Annotated in this window: 14 protein-coding genes; 12 read left to right on the plus strand and 2 right to left on the minus strand. The window is 36.4% G+C overall.

Annotation, left to right across the window (positions count from 1 at the left end):
* Positions 1 to 91 precede the first annotated feature (91 nt).
* Complete coding sequence (locus ACTSKG_RS15130) at positions 92 to 619, minus strand: YceI family protein (protein WP_464755392.1); 528 nt, start codon at positions 617 to 619, stop codon at positions 92 to 94.
* 255 nt (positions 620 to 874) lie between these two features.
* On the opposite strand from ACTSKG_RS15130, the gene ACTSKG_RS15135 reads away from it, so the two are divergent.
* The 6 genes from ACTSKG_RS15135 (at position 875) to ACTSKG_RS15160 (ending at position 9,208) form a co-directional block, all read left to right on the plus strand.
* Positions 875 to 1,180: a winged helix-turn-helix transcriptional regulator gene (locus ACTSKG_RS15135; protein ID WP_151701427.1), complete on the plus strand. Its 306-nt coding sequence runs from the start codon at positions 875 to 877 to the stop codon at positions 1,178 to 1,180.
* A 201-nt stretch (positions 1,181 to 1,381) separates the two neighbouring features.
* Positions 1,382 to 2,296, plus strand: coding sequence for a UDP-N-acetylmuramate dehydrogenase (gene murB / locus ACTSKG_RS15140; protein ID WP_464755393.1), 915 nt, complete (start codon positions 1,382 to 1,384; stop codon positions 2,294 to 2,296).
* 120 nt (positions 2,297 to 2,416) lie between these two features.
* Entirely contained in the window at positions 2,417 to 4,780 is a 2,364-nt protein-coding gene (locus ACTSKG_RS15145) for a penicillin acylase family protein (RefSeq protein ID WP_464755394.1), read from the plus strand.
* 757 nt (positions 4,781 to 5,537) lie between these two features.
* Positions 5,538 to 5,912, plus strand: coding sequence for an ArsR/SmtB family transcription factor (locus ACTSKG_RS15150; RefSeq protein ID WP_464755395.1), 375 nt, complete (start codon positions 5,538 to 5,540; stop codon positions 5,910 to 5,912).
* Positions 5,872 to 8,025, plus strand: coding sequence for a heavy metal translocating P-type ATPase (locus ACTSKG_RS15155; RefSeq protein ID WP_464755396.1), 2,154 nt, complete (start codon positions 5,872 to 5,874; stop codon positions 8,023 to 8,025). Before ACTSKG_RS15150 ends, ACTSKG_RS15155 begins: the two co-directional genes overlap by 41 nt.
* A gap of 76 nt (positions 8,026 to 8,101) precedes the next feature.
* Complete coding sequence (locus tag ACTSKG_RS15160; RefSeq protein WP_464755397.1) at positions 8,102 to 9,208, plus strand: GNAT family N-acetyltransferase; 1,107 nt, start codon at positions 8,102 to 8,104, stop codon at positions 9,206 to 9,208.
* A 28-nt stretch (positions 9,209 to 9,236) separates the two neighbouring features.
* Here ACTSKG_RS15160 and ACTSKG_RS15165 read toward each other — a convergent pair whose 3' ends face one another.
* Complete coding sequence (locus ACTSKG_RS15165) at positions 9,237 to 9,392, minus strand: lmo0937 family membrane protein (protein ID WP_464755398.1); 156 nt, start codon at positions 9,390 to 9,392, stop codon at positions 9,237 to 9,239.
* A 537-nt stretch (positions 9,393 to 9,929) separates the two neighbouring features.
* On the opposite strand from ACTSKG_RS15165, the gene ACTSKG_RS15170 reads away from it, so the two are divergent.
* The 6 genes from ACTSKG_RS15170 to ACTSKG_RS15195 all read left to right on the plus strand — a co-directional run bounded on the left by ACTSKG_RS15170 (position 9,930) and on the right by ACTSKG_RS15195 (position 14,161).
* Positions 9,930 to 10,199 (plus strand): late competence development ComFB family protein, encoded by a 270-nt coding sequence (locus ACTSKG_RS15170; RefSeq protein WP_464755399.1) that lies wholly within the window; start codon positions 9,930 to 9,932, stop codon positions 10,197 to 10,199.
* A gap of 153 nt (positions 10,200 to 10,352) precedes the next feature.
* A complete protein-coding gene (mntR, locus tag ACTSKG_RS15175; protein WP_387583169.1) occupies positions 10,353 to 10,772 on the plus strand; it encodes a transcriptional regulator MntR in 420 nt (139 codons plus the stop codon).
* 53 nt (positions 10,773 to 10,825) lie between these two features.
* Complete coding sequence (locus tag ACTSKG_RS15180; protein WP_464755400.1) at positions 10,826 to 11,686, plus strand: CvfB family protein; 861 nt, start codon at positions 10,826 to 10,828, stop codon at positions 11,684 to 11,686.
* Between the two features lie 131 nt (positions 11,687 to 11,817).
* On the plus strand, positions 11,818 to 12,729 hold the full coding sequence (locus ACTSKG_RS15185) for a DUF1002 domain-containing protein (protein ID WP_464755401.1): 912 nt from the start codon (positions 11,818 to 11,820) through the stop codon (positions 12,727 to 12,729).
* A 149-nt stretch (positions 12,730 to 12,878) separates the two neighbouring features.
* Positions 12,879 to 13,847 (plus strand): ring-cleaving dioxygenase, encoded by a 969-nt coding sequence (locus tag ACTSKG_RS15190; protein WP_464755402.1) that lies wholly within the window; start codon positions 12,879 to 12,881, stop codon positions 13,845 to 13,847.
* Positions 13,848 to 13,879: 32 nt separating this feature from the next.
* Positions 13,880 to 14,161 carry a GNAT family N-acetyltransferase gene (locus tag ACTSKG_RS15195; protein WP_464755403.1) on the plus strand — a complete coding sequence of 94 codons (282 nt, stop codon included), beginning with the start codon at positions 13,880 to 13,882 and terminating at the stop codon, positions 14,159 to 14,161.
* Positions 14,162 to 14,538 lie beyond the last annotated feature (377 nt).

Consider the following 14,538-nt stretch of genomic DNA (forward strand, 5'->3'; position numbering starts at 1 on the left):
GTTGGAAAAAACGTTGGTTTAGTTGGAAATGTACTTCAAATGTAAAAAAGCTATCCTGAAAAAATCAGGATAGCTTTACGAGAATTTTAGATTATTGAGCTGGGTTTAATTCAAGTTCAACAGAAATTTTGATGTCTTCGCCGACAAGAACACCGCCGGTTTCAAGTGCTTGGTTCCAAACTAAGCCAAATTCTTTACGATTTAATTTTGTTTCAGCAGAGAATGCTACCACTTCTTGGCCCCAAGGATTTGTACCTTTACCGCCGTATTCTACTTCGAAAGTTACAGGTTTTGTTACGTCTTTAATTGTCATATCACCGGTTACATCGTATTCACCGTCGTCTGTTTTTTTAATGTCAGTTGCAACAAATTTAATGCTTGGGAATTTTTCTGTATCAAAGAAGTCCCCTGAACGTAAGTGGTTGTCGCGATCTTCGTTGTTTGTGTTAAGTGATTTTACATCGATATCAAAGCTAATAGTTGCCCCGTTTAAGTCTTCAGCGTTACCATCTAAATCAGCAGTAAAGTTTGTGAAAGAACCTTTTACTTTTGAAACCATCATGTGTTTTACAGAAAAATCAATACTAGAGTGAGCAGCGTCAAGGTTAAATTTTGTCATTTTTAATTTTCCTCCTAAAATAAGTTTTGTTTTTAAAAGTATAAAACATATTAATCTTGAAATCAAGATGTTTTACTTCAAAATAAATAAAAATCTATTCATTTATTAGTACCCTTTTTTATAAAGTAAAAACTTATACTTACTTTATGTAACTAACTGTACATTTATACTATACTTACGTCAAGTAATTAAATTACTTTAGTTTTACAAAACAATTTAAAGGGAATATAATAGAACGAAATAGAGGTGAAACAAATGAAAGAAATGTTATTATGCCCACGTTTAGCAAAGGCAATGGAATTGATCGGAAAAAGATGGACAGCATTAATTATTTATCAATTAATGGACGGAGCAAAACGATTTAATGAAATTGAGTCGTCTCTACCTATAAGTGGTCGATTACTTTCCGAACGTTTAAAAGAGCTTGAAAAAGAAGGTATAGTAGATAGAAACGTTTTTTCAGAAGTCCCAGTGCGAGTGGAATACAATTTGACAGACAAGGGACATGCGCTAAAAGATGTAGTTGGTGGAATTGAATCTTGGTCTAAAGAATGGTTGTAACAATTTAGCTTGATAAATTAGGTGCGAGAACGCATACTATGTAAGGGTCTCTTCTATAATTAGGGAGAGGGATCCGAATCATGTTTTATTGAATATCACTTATCCGTGCAAGCACAATGTCCTGCTTGAAGTAGGTTAGTTGGTAGTTATCAGCTAACTTTAAATAAACGAGTATTTGATTGAAGAAAGGATTGTCTTTTTTTGACTAAACATCAATGGTTTGAAGATTTAATTACGCAGGTAGATCCTAGCAATGTAAAAATAGATGAAGCACTGAATTTGCACACTATGACACGTATGGGTGGAGTTGCAGACATATTCGTAACACCTGACACGGAAGAACAAGCAGCTTTCATTGTGAAATATTCGTTTGAGAATAATATTCCTTTATTGCTACTTGGCAATGGATCTAATATGGTCGTTCGTGATGGTGGCGTTCGTGGTATCGTACTTCGCTTAGAAAACTTAAATAAGATCACGATAGATGGCAACAAAGTTATTGCAGAAAGCGGAGCAGATATTATTGATGTTTCGAGAGCTGTCGCAAAGGAGTCCTTAACTGGTTTAGAGTTTGCTTGTGGTATCCCAGGTTCTATCGGTGGAGCAATGGCCATGAACGCAGGTGCGTATGGTGGTGAAGTGCAAGATGTAATCGTTCAATGCACTGTGCTTACACCTAGTGGAGATAAGCTTATTCTTTCTAAGGAAGAATTAGAACTTGGTTACAGAAAAAGTATTGTTACAAAAAAAGGTTACTATGTTCTTTCTGCAGAGTTTGAATTGCTACCAGGCAATCAAGAAGAGATTGATGCAAAAATTGCGGATTTAACATTTCAACGCGAATCCAAGCAACCATTAGAATACCCATCTGCAGGTAGTGTATTCAAACGCCCCCCTGGTTATTTTGCAGGGAAATTAATCCAAGATAGCGGCTTGCAAGGAAAAGGTTTTGGTGGTGCGGAAGTGTCGACGAAGCATGCAGGTTTTATTGTCAATAAAAATAATGCAACTGCTACTGATTATATAAGTACAATTGAAATGGTGAAAAAGGCAGTAAAAGAAAACTTCGATATCGAGCTAGAATTAGAAGTAAAAATTGTCGGTGAAAATCAATAACAATAATATAATGAAGGTCCCCTGAATATATTGGTATTCAGGGGTTTATTTATGTTCTTTTATCCTCAATGGAAGGTAATAATACGTCAATGTCGAATAGTGTAAGTACTATTAGGGGGTATGGTGGTGAAAAAAAGGTGGAAGATCGCCGCATGGGTATTGGGGAGTATCCTTGCGCTAATTGTGATTACGTTGTTTGGTTTGAATATATACCTTGCCGATTCAAAGCCAATTATAGAGGGGAATCTTACTTTAAATGCATTAGATTCAGATGTGAAAGTTATTCGAGATGCAATGGGGGTACCTCATATTCAAGCAAAATCGGATGCAGATTTATATCGAGCACAAGGATTTGTACAAGCGCAAGATAGGCTATTCCAAATGGATTTAGCGAGAAGACAAGCGAGTGGACGATTGTCGGAAATTGTTGGTGAGGCAGCTGTGAATACAGATAAGTTCTTCTTAACATTTAGTTTGAGGGATGCAGCTGAAAAATCCTATGATGGTTATAATGCGGAGGCAAAAGATGTATTGAAATGGTATGCAGAAGGGGTAAATCAATTTATTTCGTTTGCCAAAAGGGATAACAAATTAAGCTATGAATTTAAACTTTTAGGATATGAGCCTGAAGAGTGGACACCCATTGATTCATTAACAATAGGAAAGTACATGGCGTATGATTTAGGTGGTAACTGGTCTTCATTAGCATTTAGGCACTGGGCATTAAATGAATTGGGAGAAGATAAAGCAAAAGAATTATTTATCAAATACCCTGAGGGAGCTCCAGCAATAGTCGAAGCTAATTTAAATAATAGTGTAAATGTAAGTGGCTATTTTGATGCTTCTCTCTTACCAAATGAATTTAATGGGAGTAATAACTGGGTCGTTAGTGGAGAAAAGACAAAAAGCGGGCTTCCGCTCCTGGCAGATGACCCACATCTAGGGTTGAGTACACCTTCTATTTGGTATCAAATGCATTTGGAATCACCAGAACAAAATGTAAGTGGCGTTATTTTTGCTGGGATTCCAGGAATCATTTTAGGACATAACGAAGATGTGGCGTGGGGTGTAACGAATGTTGGTCCCGATGTACAGGATTTATATATCGAAATCCCAAATCCAGATAACCGGACACAGTTTTTGTATGAGGGGAAATGGGAGGAGGCCATCGTTCGAAAAGAGCCGATTAAAGTAAAAGGGAAAGAGGCTGTTCCTTTCGAAGTAGTAGTCACTCGCCATGGTCCCATTATTTCAGATGTTTTATTTAAGGAAGAAAAAGCTTCAGCTTTGTTTTCCATGCAGTGGACTGCACTAGAGCCAACGCTTGAATTGCAAGCTATTTTGAAGATGAATAAATCATCAAACTGGGATGAATTCGAAACTGCTTTGGAAGATTTCCAAGCACCAGCGCAAAACTTTGTATTTGCCGCAAAGGATGGAACGATTGCATATAAAGCGAACGGACGAATACCGATTCGTAAATCGGGTGATGGGCAATTACCCGTTCCAGGAGATTCCGACCAATTTGGCTGGTTAGGCTATGTTTCGTATGATGAATTGCCAACTGTTGTGAATCCAAAAGAAGGGTTTATTGCTACTGCGAATAATCAAGTTGTAGATGAGTCGTATAAATATCATATCACCGATTTTTGGGCTCAGTCTTACCGATATGAGCGAATTGCAGAAGTGTTAGACAGCAAGTCTAACTTAACAAAAGAAGATATGATGAGCTTGCAAATGGATCAAAAGAATTTATATGCAAAAGAATTTTTAACAGAAATGCTCGGTTCCGTGGAAAAGTTAGATAGTAACGGTGAGTATAAAAGTATCATAGATTTATTAACAGAATGGAATCAAGTAGATGATAAGAAGGAAGCAGCTCCTCTCGTATTCCACAAGTGGATAAAAGAGTTACCGAAAACCTTATTGGAAGACGAAATGCCGGAAGATGTTTACGACATGTTACCTGGCAAGGGGAATATATCCGATCAATTTCTTCGAAAAGGTTATAAAAATGAAACAAGTACCTGGCTTGAAGAGTATGGTGGAGTTGATAAATGGGTTTATGACTCATTTGTGAAAGCTGTCAAAAATATAACTGATGAATTTGGATCTAATGAGAAGAAGTGGAAGTGGGGAGATTATCACCAACTTACATTTGACCACCCGTTGTCTGGAGCTTCACCTATATTAGCCTATTTACTAAACCCAAAACCAGTACCAATTGGTGGGTCAAATATTACGGTTCAAGCAGCGGGTTTCGGAGAAAATGGTAGGGTAGATCACGGAGCCTCTTGGAGATTCGTTGCGGATCTGTCGGATTTATCTCAGACTTACCATATTGTCGGACCTGGACAAAGCGGTCATATGAAATCGAAATGGTACAACGACCAAGTGATGGATTGGGCAAAAGGGAAATATCATACGACAGCTATAGATGGAAAAATAGAAGATGGCTATAAATTAATATTGAAAGCGAAATAAGATTTCAAATTGAGCGACCACTTGAAGTGGTCGTTTTTTTGCATAGAAAATGCCAAGTGGATAGAAACTTTAGTTTCCGGTCAGAAACTCATATTATCCGGTCAGAAATTTTTCTATCCGGTCACAACTCCAATTATCCGGTCAAAAACTTTTCTATACGGACAGAAACCATTATCAGGTCAGAATTTTTTCTATGTGGACAGAAATTCAGATTATCCGGTCAGAAATTTTTCTATGTGGTCAGAACTCAGATTATCCGGTCAGAAACTTTTCTATGTGGTGAGAAAAGATTATTCGGTCAGAAAATTTTTTTCCGGTCAGAACCTCCAATTATCCGGTCAGAATTTTTTCTATGTGGTCAGAACTCAGATTATCCGGTCAGAAATTTTTCTATACGGTCAGAAACCATTAACCGGTCAGAAATTTTTTTATGTGGACAGAACTTCAGATTATCCGGTCAGAAACTTTTCTATGTGGACAGAACTTCAGATTATCCGGTCAGAAATTTTTTTATGTGGACAGAACTTCAGATTATCCGGTCAGAAACTTTTCTATGTGGTCAGAAACTCAGATTATCCGGTCAGAAACTTTTCTATGAGGTCAGAACCTCCAATTATCCAGTCGGAAAACTTTTTATCCGGTCAAAAATGATGCAAACAAATACATTCAAATGTTAGTTTGAATGTCCTTGCATTTTGAATAGTTTGAACATATAATGAGGTTAACAATCAAACGACCATTTGAATGAGGTGAGCAAGTGCAGACGAAGGATATATGTGAAGTAACAAAAGTACACGAAGATGTTGTACTTTCTGTAAAAAAGAAACTGCCAGATGTTACAAGGGTAGCTCAAATTTTTAAAGCATTAGCAGATGAAACTAGATTAAAAATTGCATATGCACTAACAATAGAAGAAGAGCTTTGTGTGTGTGATGTAAGTGAAATTATTGGTTCTTCAACAGCAACGGCATCGCATCATTTACGATTTTTACGAGAATTATCTCTCGCAAAATCACGCCGCAAGGGGAAACTGGTTTACTATTCATTAGCTGATCATCATGTTAATGAATTAGTTAAAATAGCATACGAACATGCATTGGAAGAAGGTGAGAAGATTGGAAAGAGAGGCTAAAAAAGAATATCGGCTTGAGCATCTAACATGTGCCAACTGTGCAATGAAGTTTGAAAACAATATTAAAAATTTACCTGATGTAATTGATGCAAACGTGAATTTTGGTGCTTCCAAAGTTTCCGTCATAGGTAAGGCAACAATAGAGGAAATAGAAAAAGCTGGAGCATTTGATGGCATTAAAGTAGCTTCTCTTAACCAAAATCAGCAAGAGAAAATTCCTTTCTTCAGACGAAAAGAAAATGTGGTAACAATGATTTCCTGCGTATTTTTAGTAGTTGGGATTATCATTTCGTATATGTTTGAAGAAAAGAACCCAATTGCAATCGGATTATTTATGATATCAATCGTTATTGGTGGTTATAATCTATTTAAAGGTGGTCTGATTAATCTATCTCGCTTTTATTTTGATATGAAGACACTTATGACGATAGCGATTATTGGAGCAGCAATCATCGGTGAATGGAGAGAAGGTGCTGTTGTCGTCTTTTTATTTTCAGTTAGTGAGGCGTTAGAAGCTTATTCTATGAATAAAGCACGTCAGTCCATTAGACAGTTAATGGATATAGCACCTTCAACTGCCACAATTCGTCGAGACAACAAATTAGTAGAAGTTGATACGGAATTTATTCAAATCAATGATGTTTTAATCGTTAAACCCGGGGAAAAAATTGCGATGGATGGAGTTGTGTTGAGAGGTACCTCTGCTGTCAATCAGGCATCGATTACAGGTGAAGCTGTGCCAGCCATGAAAACTATTGGTGACGAGGTTTTTGCTGGTACATTAAATGAAGAAGGTTCATTAGAGATAAAAGTTACAAAAAGAGTAGAAGACACAACGATTGCGAAGATTATTCATTTAGTAGAAGAAGCTCAAGCAGAAAAAGCACCTTCTCAGAAATTCGTCGATAAGTTTGCAAAATATTATACGCCTGCAATTATTTCAATAGCATTTTTAGTAGCAATCATTCCTCCGTTGTTCGGTGCAGATTGGCACTTATGGATTTATCAAGGGCTTGCAGTATTAGTTGTAGGATGCCCATGCGCCTTAGTTGTATCAACGCCAGTAGCAATCGTGACTGCTATTGGAAATGCCGCTAAGCAAGGTGTACTCATTAAAGGTGGAATTCACTTAGAAGAAATTGGACGTCTACAAGCAATTGCTTTTGACAAAACAGGAACATTAACAAAAGGATATCCTGAAGTAACGCATGTGGAGTCGGACTCTTTAAATGAATTCATTCAGAAAGTAATGTCAATTGAAACCTTCTCACAACACCCACTTGCACAAGCAATCGTAAATTATGGTGAGAAAGAACATATCCTACCTATAGGAATCGATGAATTTAAATCTATCACAGGTAAAGGAGCGGAAGGGATTGTAAATGGAAAGAAATGGTCGGTAGGTAGCCTGTTATGGATTTCTTCATTTAGTTCCGTTTCCAATGAAGTGATAGAAAAAATCAAACATTTACAAACAGAAGGAAACACGGTAATACTTGCAGCAGAAGAAGGGGTTTATAGAGGATTTATCGCAGTAATGGATCCAATTCGTTTAACTAGTAGTAGAGTTTTACAAAGTCTAAAAAGTATAGGTATAAAACATACCGTCATGCTTACAGGGGACGACGCAAGAACTGCGCATGCAATTGCCGCTAAACTAGGAATAACAGATGTTGAAGCTGGGCTAATGCCCGAACAAAAACTTTCCGCCATAAAAGCGCTAAAAGAAAAATATGGTGCAGTTGCTATGGTAGGAGACGGAGTGAATGATGCACCTGCACTTGCCGCTTCTACAGTAGGAATAGCAATGGGTGGAGCAGGGACAGACGCTGCACTTGAAACTGCAGATGTAGCATTAATGGGAGATGATTTAGAGAAACTTCCATATACGATTCGATTAAGTCGAAAAGCATTGCATATAATTAAAGAAAATATTATGTTTGCATTAGGGTTAAAGATTATCGCGCTGTTACTTATCATTCCTGGATGGTTAACATTATGGATTGCCATCTTTGCAGATATGGGAGCGACATTATTAGTTGTACTGAATTCTTTGCGACTATTAACTTCATTCAGCCGGGAGAAAACCCCAGTGAATGACACAGATATTTAAGCGTAAGAAAAAATTGGACGCAAATACGCCAAGGCGAATTTAAAAATGTATAAGTAGTACGTTTAGGGGGATTAAAATGAAGCTAACCGAGTGGACGATGGAGGAGCAAGAGCAGCTAATCCATTTTATGACGACCAATACATGGCCGTATCATGGCAATTCACATCCAGCTAGGGAATTAATTGAAAAGACGATTGAAGAAGGCGGATATCAATCGGACGAAGTGAAAACATTTTGGGTTGAAAATGAAGAGAATGAACAGGTTGGAATCGTCAAAATTTATGATCTACAGGATGAAATTCCTTTATTTGATTTAAGAATTGCAAACGAAGCACGTGGAAGAGGATATGGTCCACGTGCTTTGGAAATGGTTGCAGAGTATGTATTTAAATTACCAGAGGTGAAAATAAGGTTAGAAGGCCATACGAGACAAGATAATTTTGCGATGCGGAAAACGTTTGAACGTGCAGGCTTTGTAAAAGAAGCCCAGCTACGTCAAGCATGGTTTTCTCCAAAAGAGGGTTCATACTATGATGCAGTTACGTATGGTATGACAAGAAATGACTTTTTAAAGGGAACTTCTACGCCTGTTAATTGGGACGATGATTTCAATAAAAAAGCAAAAAAAGAGGAATTAAACTCTTTTTCAGAGGAATTTTATACAGAACGGCTATTTATTCGAGCACCTAGATTAGAAGATGCACCTAGTGTTTGGAGAGCGGTTATAGAATCGCATGAGGCATTAAAAGAGTGGATGCCATGGGCCCAAAATATGCAAACATTGGAACAGACGACTACTAATATACGTCAAGGTATTGCAGACTTCATTACACGTAAGAATCTAAGACTTTATTTATTTTTAAGAGAAACAGGTGAATTCGTAGGAGTTTCTGAATTACATCATATAGATTGGGAAGTTCGGAAGTTTGAATTTGGCTATTGGATTGATAATAAGTTTGAAGGCAAAGGTTTAATGACGGATGCCTGCGAACGAATTACACAATTTGCTTTCGAGGAGTTACATGCAAATCGAGTGGAAATACGTTGTGACAGTGAAAATGTTAGAAGTCGCTCTTTAGCGGAAAGACTTGGTTACATATTAGAAGGCACCCTTCATAAAGATTCTCTATCTGCGGATGGAAAAAAATTACGTAATACATGTATTTATGCAAAAATAAAATGAGGGATTGCTTTTTAGGCAACCCCTCACTTTAGACCGATCGTCTACCGGTAAATAGTTGAATGATAAAAATAATTACGGCAATTACTAATAAGGCGTGAATTAGGCCACCGCCAATTTTTAATACTAAACCGAGTAACCAAAATACGATTAAAATAACAATAATGGCCCATAAAATTTTTCCCATATTATTTCATCCTTTCTTATGAAGCATGTGGTTACTAAAATTCTACCCTATAGTTTATAAGGTTAAACATTTGGTAGTGAATATTGTATTAATCCCAAAGTGTTAATTTAAAATATCAAGTAGTTTAATAAATTTTGCAGTAGTTAATCCATCGAACACGTGTAATTTTAAAAACTAACGAAATCCAGCCTTCTACATTTCTCCAAAAATTATTTCATTTCAGGTTGATTATGTCCAAAGAATCATTTAATTCCCGAATTTTAAAAGTTAAATAGAACTTACTACTTTGTTTGGGAACTTTAATCTTCTTTTATATTGTCGCTTTTCCACCAAGCTTCTAATTTAGGAACATAAGTGAAACTAAAGTATTGTATATATCAGAATAAAGTTGGTATAAAGTTGGTATCAAAAAAAATTTTTTTTGTTTATACTTTTTAAATCAGTACGAATGTTTCGGGATTTTTTACTTTATTTCTTACAATTAGGTTAAATTATCATACAGTGAGGCGCGAATATGTTTTTTAGGGAAGTGATTAAGTGCTTACAAATGTAATGGAAGAAATCGTGCAGAGTCTTGTAGCGATGCTGATGAGAGGGACTGAATATCAAACTTTTTGTAAATGTGAACAATGTGAAATGGATATTATTGCTTTAAGCTTAAATACACTACCTGCACATTATGTAACAACCGTACAAGGCAGAAATGCAGTTTTTGAACGAATGAATTCGAAGGAAAATTTAGAATGGATTAATAAGCGTATCATTCAATCTATTCATGTCGTAGGTAAGTATCCACATCGTAGCTAATCAAACTACTTTAACACATCTTCAAATAAGTAAGGGTACCGGTTCTAATAAGCCGCGTACCCCTTTTTTTATTTGTAGGCAATTATGTCTATATTTGTTATGGTAAGCGGGATGTAGTAAAATAAATGAAGTAGTTATGAAAGGAAGATACGTATGCCAACACCAAGCATGGAAGACCATATTGAACAAATATATATGTTAATCGAGCAGAAAGGTTACGCTCGTGTGTCTGACATTGCGGAAGCATTATCTGTCTTGCCATCATCCGTTACAAAAATGGTGCAAAAGCTAGATAAAGATGGTTTTTTAATATATGAAAAGTATCGTGGTCTCACACTTACTCAAAAAGGTTTGAAAATGGGGAAAAAGCTAGTGAAGAGACATGATTTACTAGAAGATTTTTTACGCATTATTGGAGTAAAAGAAGAGAATATATATAAGGATGTAGAAGGAATTGAACATCACTTAAGCTGGAACTCAATAGATCGTATATCGGATTTAGTTTTATTTCTTGATGAAAATCCTTCTATTCAATCAAAGCTTCTTGAGACGCAAGAAAGAGAAACGGAATAAGCATATCGAGTATATAAAGACATGCAAACAGTAAATAAAGGAGAGTGGTAAATATGATAGGATCAGCATCAGGAGAAATAGTAAATTTAAACGTAAAAGCACAAGAAGGTTCAAAATGGATATTGGAGCATCATGAAATAGATATCCCATTGAATGCTTCAGAAGCACCAGAAGAATTACAAGTAGGGGACTCAATTGAAGTATTTCTTTTTGTAGACAGAAGAGGGAATTTATCAGCTACGACTCAAATTCCAACCATACAAAAAGGTACATATGGGTGGGCGCGAGTGATTAAAGTTTCTGAGAAAGAGGGAGCTTTTGTCGACATAGGCACGTCGAAAGAAGTACAAGTAAAAGCAGATGACCTACCGAAAATTAAGGATCTTTGGCCAGCAAATGGAGATTATTTATATATAACGCTTCGTACAGACAAAGACGGAGAATTATTTGGGCGTCTAGCAACAGAAGATCGCGTAGAGGAATTATATATAGATGCACCAACTACTTTGCTCAATCAAAATCTTCAGGCTAGACCTTATCGATTACTTCCAATTGGTACGTTTTTACTGAGTGTTCCAGAAAACTATCGTATTTTCGTGCATCAATCGGAACGTGTGGAGGAACCACGACTTGGACAAGATTTAACGGTCCGAGTAATAGATACGAAAGAAGATGGTTCCCTTAACGGATCCCTATTACCACGTAACCACGAACGTTTAGAAGACGATGCAGAATCCATTTTCCGGTATATAAACGATGTTGGCGGAAAGATGCCATTTACAGATAAATCTAATCCAGATGAAATAAAAGAAATGTTCACAATGAGCAAGGCTGCATTTAAACGTGCATTAGGGAAACTCATGAAAGAAGGTAAGATAGTCCAAAAAGATGGTTGGACTGAATTGAAAATGTAATTTTAGACACTAACTTAATAAGAGTTAATAATCTCTTATTTGGGTAAAGGAGTGAAAAGAATCGATTAGTCGGAACTTTTTACTCCTGTTTTCGTATTAAAGGGAGAATGGCTTGGAAAGGGGTATTTATATTGAGAAAAATATTACAACCATTTATTGCTGCTATTTTAATGATTGGAGTTGTGATTACGCCAACCATTACATATGCAGACTCAAGTGGTACTACAGAGGTAGTAAATGAAAAGTTTGGCCCACCTATTGTAGTTTATGGCGGAAATTTAACAGAATCACAGAAAAATAGTGTAAGAGAGAGCTTAAAAGTAACAGAGAACTCGGATGTCAAAGAAATTGAAGTAACTGGCAAGGATTTAGCTAAGTATTTAACCGATGGTGATGCCTCAGCTAGAATGTTTTCTTCTGCAAAAATTACGAGAAAAGATGCAGGTAAAGGACTAGTTATTAATATCGTTACACCGGATAATATTACGGAAGTAACAACGGAAATGTATGCAAATGCGATGCTTACAGCAGGAATTCATGATGCATTAGTAGAAATTGCTGCTCCGAAACCTGTTACAGGCCACTCTGCATTAGTTGGTATTTATAAAGCATATGAAGTAACAGGTGGAAAACTAGATCCAGAGCGTACAGACGTAGCGAACGATGAATTATCCGTAGCAACAAACCTCGCGAAAGAATCTGGAATTGATGAGGCAAAAGTAAGTGAATTGCTTACAGAAATAAAAAAACAAATTGCTGAAACAAATCCAACATCACGAGAAGATGTAGAAAAAATTGTTACAGAACAACTATCTAAGTTGAAAATTGAACTATCTGATAAAGATCGCCAGCTTTTGATAGACTTAATGGATCGAATCCGTAAACTAGATATAGATTTTAGTAAATGGGGCGATCAATTAAATGATCTAAGCAAAACAATTGAAGATAAAATCGGTAAAATAGTCGATAACAAAGGCTTTTGGCAAAGTGTTAAAAACTTTTTTGAAAATCTAATTGATTCGATTCGTTCTATTTTTAAATAATATTGGCACCCTACTTGTCTGAAGAGACGATTAGGGTGCTTTTAAACTTAATAGAATACTCCGTATTTGCACATACTATCTTTATTTGCTATTATTAAGATATTAAAAATATCTTGAATTCGAGATATTTAAAACGGGAGGAAAGAGCAATGAAATTAGCTGGAATACACCATGTATCTGCTATAACAGCAGACGCAGATAGAAACCATGATTTTTTTACTCGAATTTTAGGAATGCGCTTAGTTAAAAAAAGCGTAAACCAAGACAACACGTCTTCTTATCATTTATTTTATGCAGATGCAGTAGGGACACCAGGAACAGATATGACTTACTTTGACATTCCAAATGCAGGCAGAACATATGCTGGAGTATCCAGTATTAGCAATACGGGGTTCCGTGTCAAAAGTGAAAATGCATTATTATTTTGGAAAGAAAGATTTTCAAAAATGAAAGTACCACATGATGAAATCAAGGAGAGATTCGGCCGTAAAACTCTTTATTTTGAGGACTTCGAGGGATCTAGATTAATGCTTGTTGTTGATGATGGGTATGGAATTCCTTATGGAGAAGCATGGGTTAAAGAAGGGATCTCTGCCGAAAATGCCATAGTTGGTCTAGGTCCAGTTAAACTTACAGTACGCAGTGCTTCTCCAACAGAAAAGGTACTAACAGAAATACTAGGATTTTCACTAGCTGGTTCGTACCCATCCGAAGTAATGGATATGCCAGATATTTTAGTGTACACCACTGGAGCAGGAGGCCCTGCAGGAGAAGTTCATATTGAGACACGTACAGATTTACCAGTGGAAAGACCAGGTAGGGGAAGCGTACATCATGTGGCATTCCGAATTCCTACGATGGAAGACTATCCACAATGGGAAGAATTATTACGTGCAAAAGGCTTCGTTACTTCTGGTTTAGTGGATCGATACTATTTTAAATCTATTTATTTTAGAGAACCAAATGGGATATTATATGAATTGGCTACAGACGAGCCAGGCTTTGCCTCTGATGAACCATTAGAAACGTTAGGAGAAACATTGGCTTTGCCTCCGTTTTTAGAACCGAAAAGAGAGCAAATTGAAAAAAAATTACGTCCATTGTCAATCAATAAATGATTATGTTAAAATTCAGAAAAGGAGTGGTAACAATGGATTTTCAATACAAAGAGCTTGGGAACGATGTATTTGCTTATCAATATATACAAGACGGTGTGAAACTTGGTGAAATTACGTGGACTATACTTGGAGACGTGATGGTCATGGATCATACATTCGTGTCGGATGAACTTCGAGGTCAAGGTGTTGCTAAGAAATTATTGGATAAAGCTGCAGTATTTGCTCGTGAAAATGAGTTGAAAATGGAACCGGTATGTTCGTATGTTGTTGCCGCTTTTAATAAATCTAACGAATACGATGATGTTAAAGCTTAACATTATAAAAGGCAATCCGCTTCTTTTTAGAGTGGATTGCCTTTTACGTTCTTAAATATGTGTAAAGAATACCAAAATGCCTGTTAATACTGATGCACCTGCCAGTGTATAAAAGAAGTCTGCTTGGTTAAAAATTATATTTTTCTCCATCAAAATCTTCCTTTCTAAAATTTGTATTAGTATATTTGTACCCATTTGAATGTATTATTAAACAAGTTTAGTTAAATTAAAAAGATATGTTTTTTACTTAATAACTGTTCAGACACCGGCATCAGTTGCTCCTGCGGTTACTCGTCGCAGAAAAAACTATGCTCCTGCGGTTACTCGTCGCAACCCCGCTCTAAGTCCTTTTATACTAAAACTGCGCCTGCGCTTTT

It is taken from the genome of Psychrobacillus syltrankelensis (assembly GCF_055454035.1).

Bases quoted from the DNA above. Each gene is read 5' to 3' on its own strand.
- ACTSKG_RS15130 (WP_464755392.1), bottom strand. From the start codon at position 619: ATGACAAAATTTAACCTTGACGCTGCTCACTCTAGTATTGATTTTTCT.
- ACTSKG_RS15135 (WP_151701427.1), top strand. From the start codon at position 875: ATGAAAGAAATGTTATTATGCCCACGTTTAGCAAAGGCAATGGAATTG.
- ACTSKG_RS15145 (WP_464755394.1), top strand. From the start codon at position 2,417: ATGGTGGTGAAAAAAAGGTGGAAGATCGCCGCATGGGTATTGGGGAGT.
- ACTSKG_RS15155 (WP_464755396.1), top strand. From the start codon at position 5,872: ATGCATTGGAAGAAGGTGAGAAGATTGGAAAGAGAGGCTAAAAAAGAA.
- ACTSKG_RS15160 (WP_464755397.1), top strand. From the start codon at position 8,102: ATGAAGCTAACCGAGTGGACGATGGAGGAGCAAGAGCAGCTAATCCAT.
- ACTSKG_RS15165 (WP_464755398.1), bottom strand. From the start codon at position 9,392: ATGGGAAAAATTTTATGGGCCATTATTGTTATTTTAATCGTATTTTGG.
- mntR (WP_387583169.1), top strand. From the start codon at position 10,353: ATGCCAACACCAAGCATGGAAGACCATATTGAACAAATATATATGTTA.
- ACTSKG_RS15180 (WP_464755400.1), top strand. From the start codon at position 10,826: ATGATAGGATCAGCATCAGGAGAAATAGTAAATTTAAACGTAAAAGCA.
- ACTSKG_RS15190 (WP_464755402.1), top strand. From the start codon at position 12,879: ATGAAATTAGCTGGAATACACCATGTATCTGCTATAACAGCAGACGCA.
- ACTSKG_RS15195 (WP_464755403.1), top strand. From the start codon at position 13,880: ATGGATTTTCAATACAAAGAGCTTGGGAACGATGTATTTGCTTATCAA.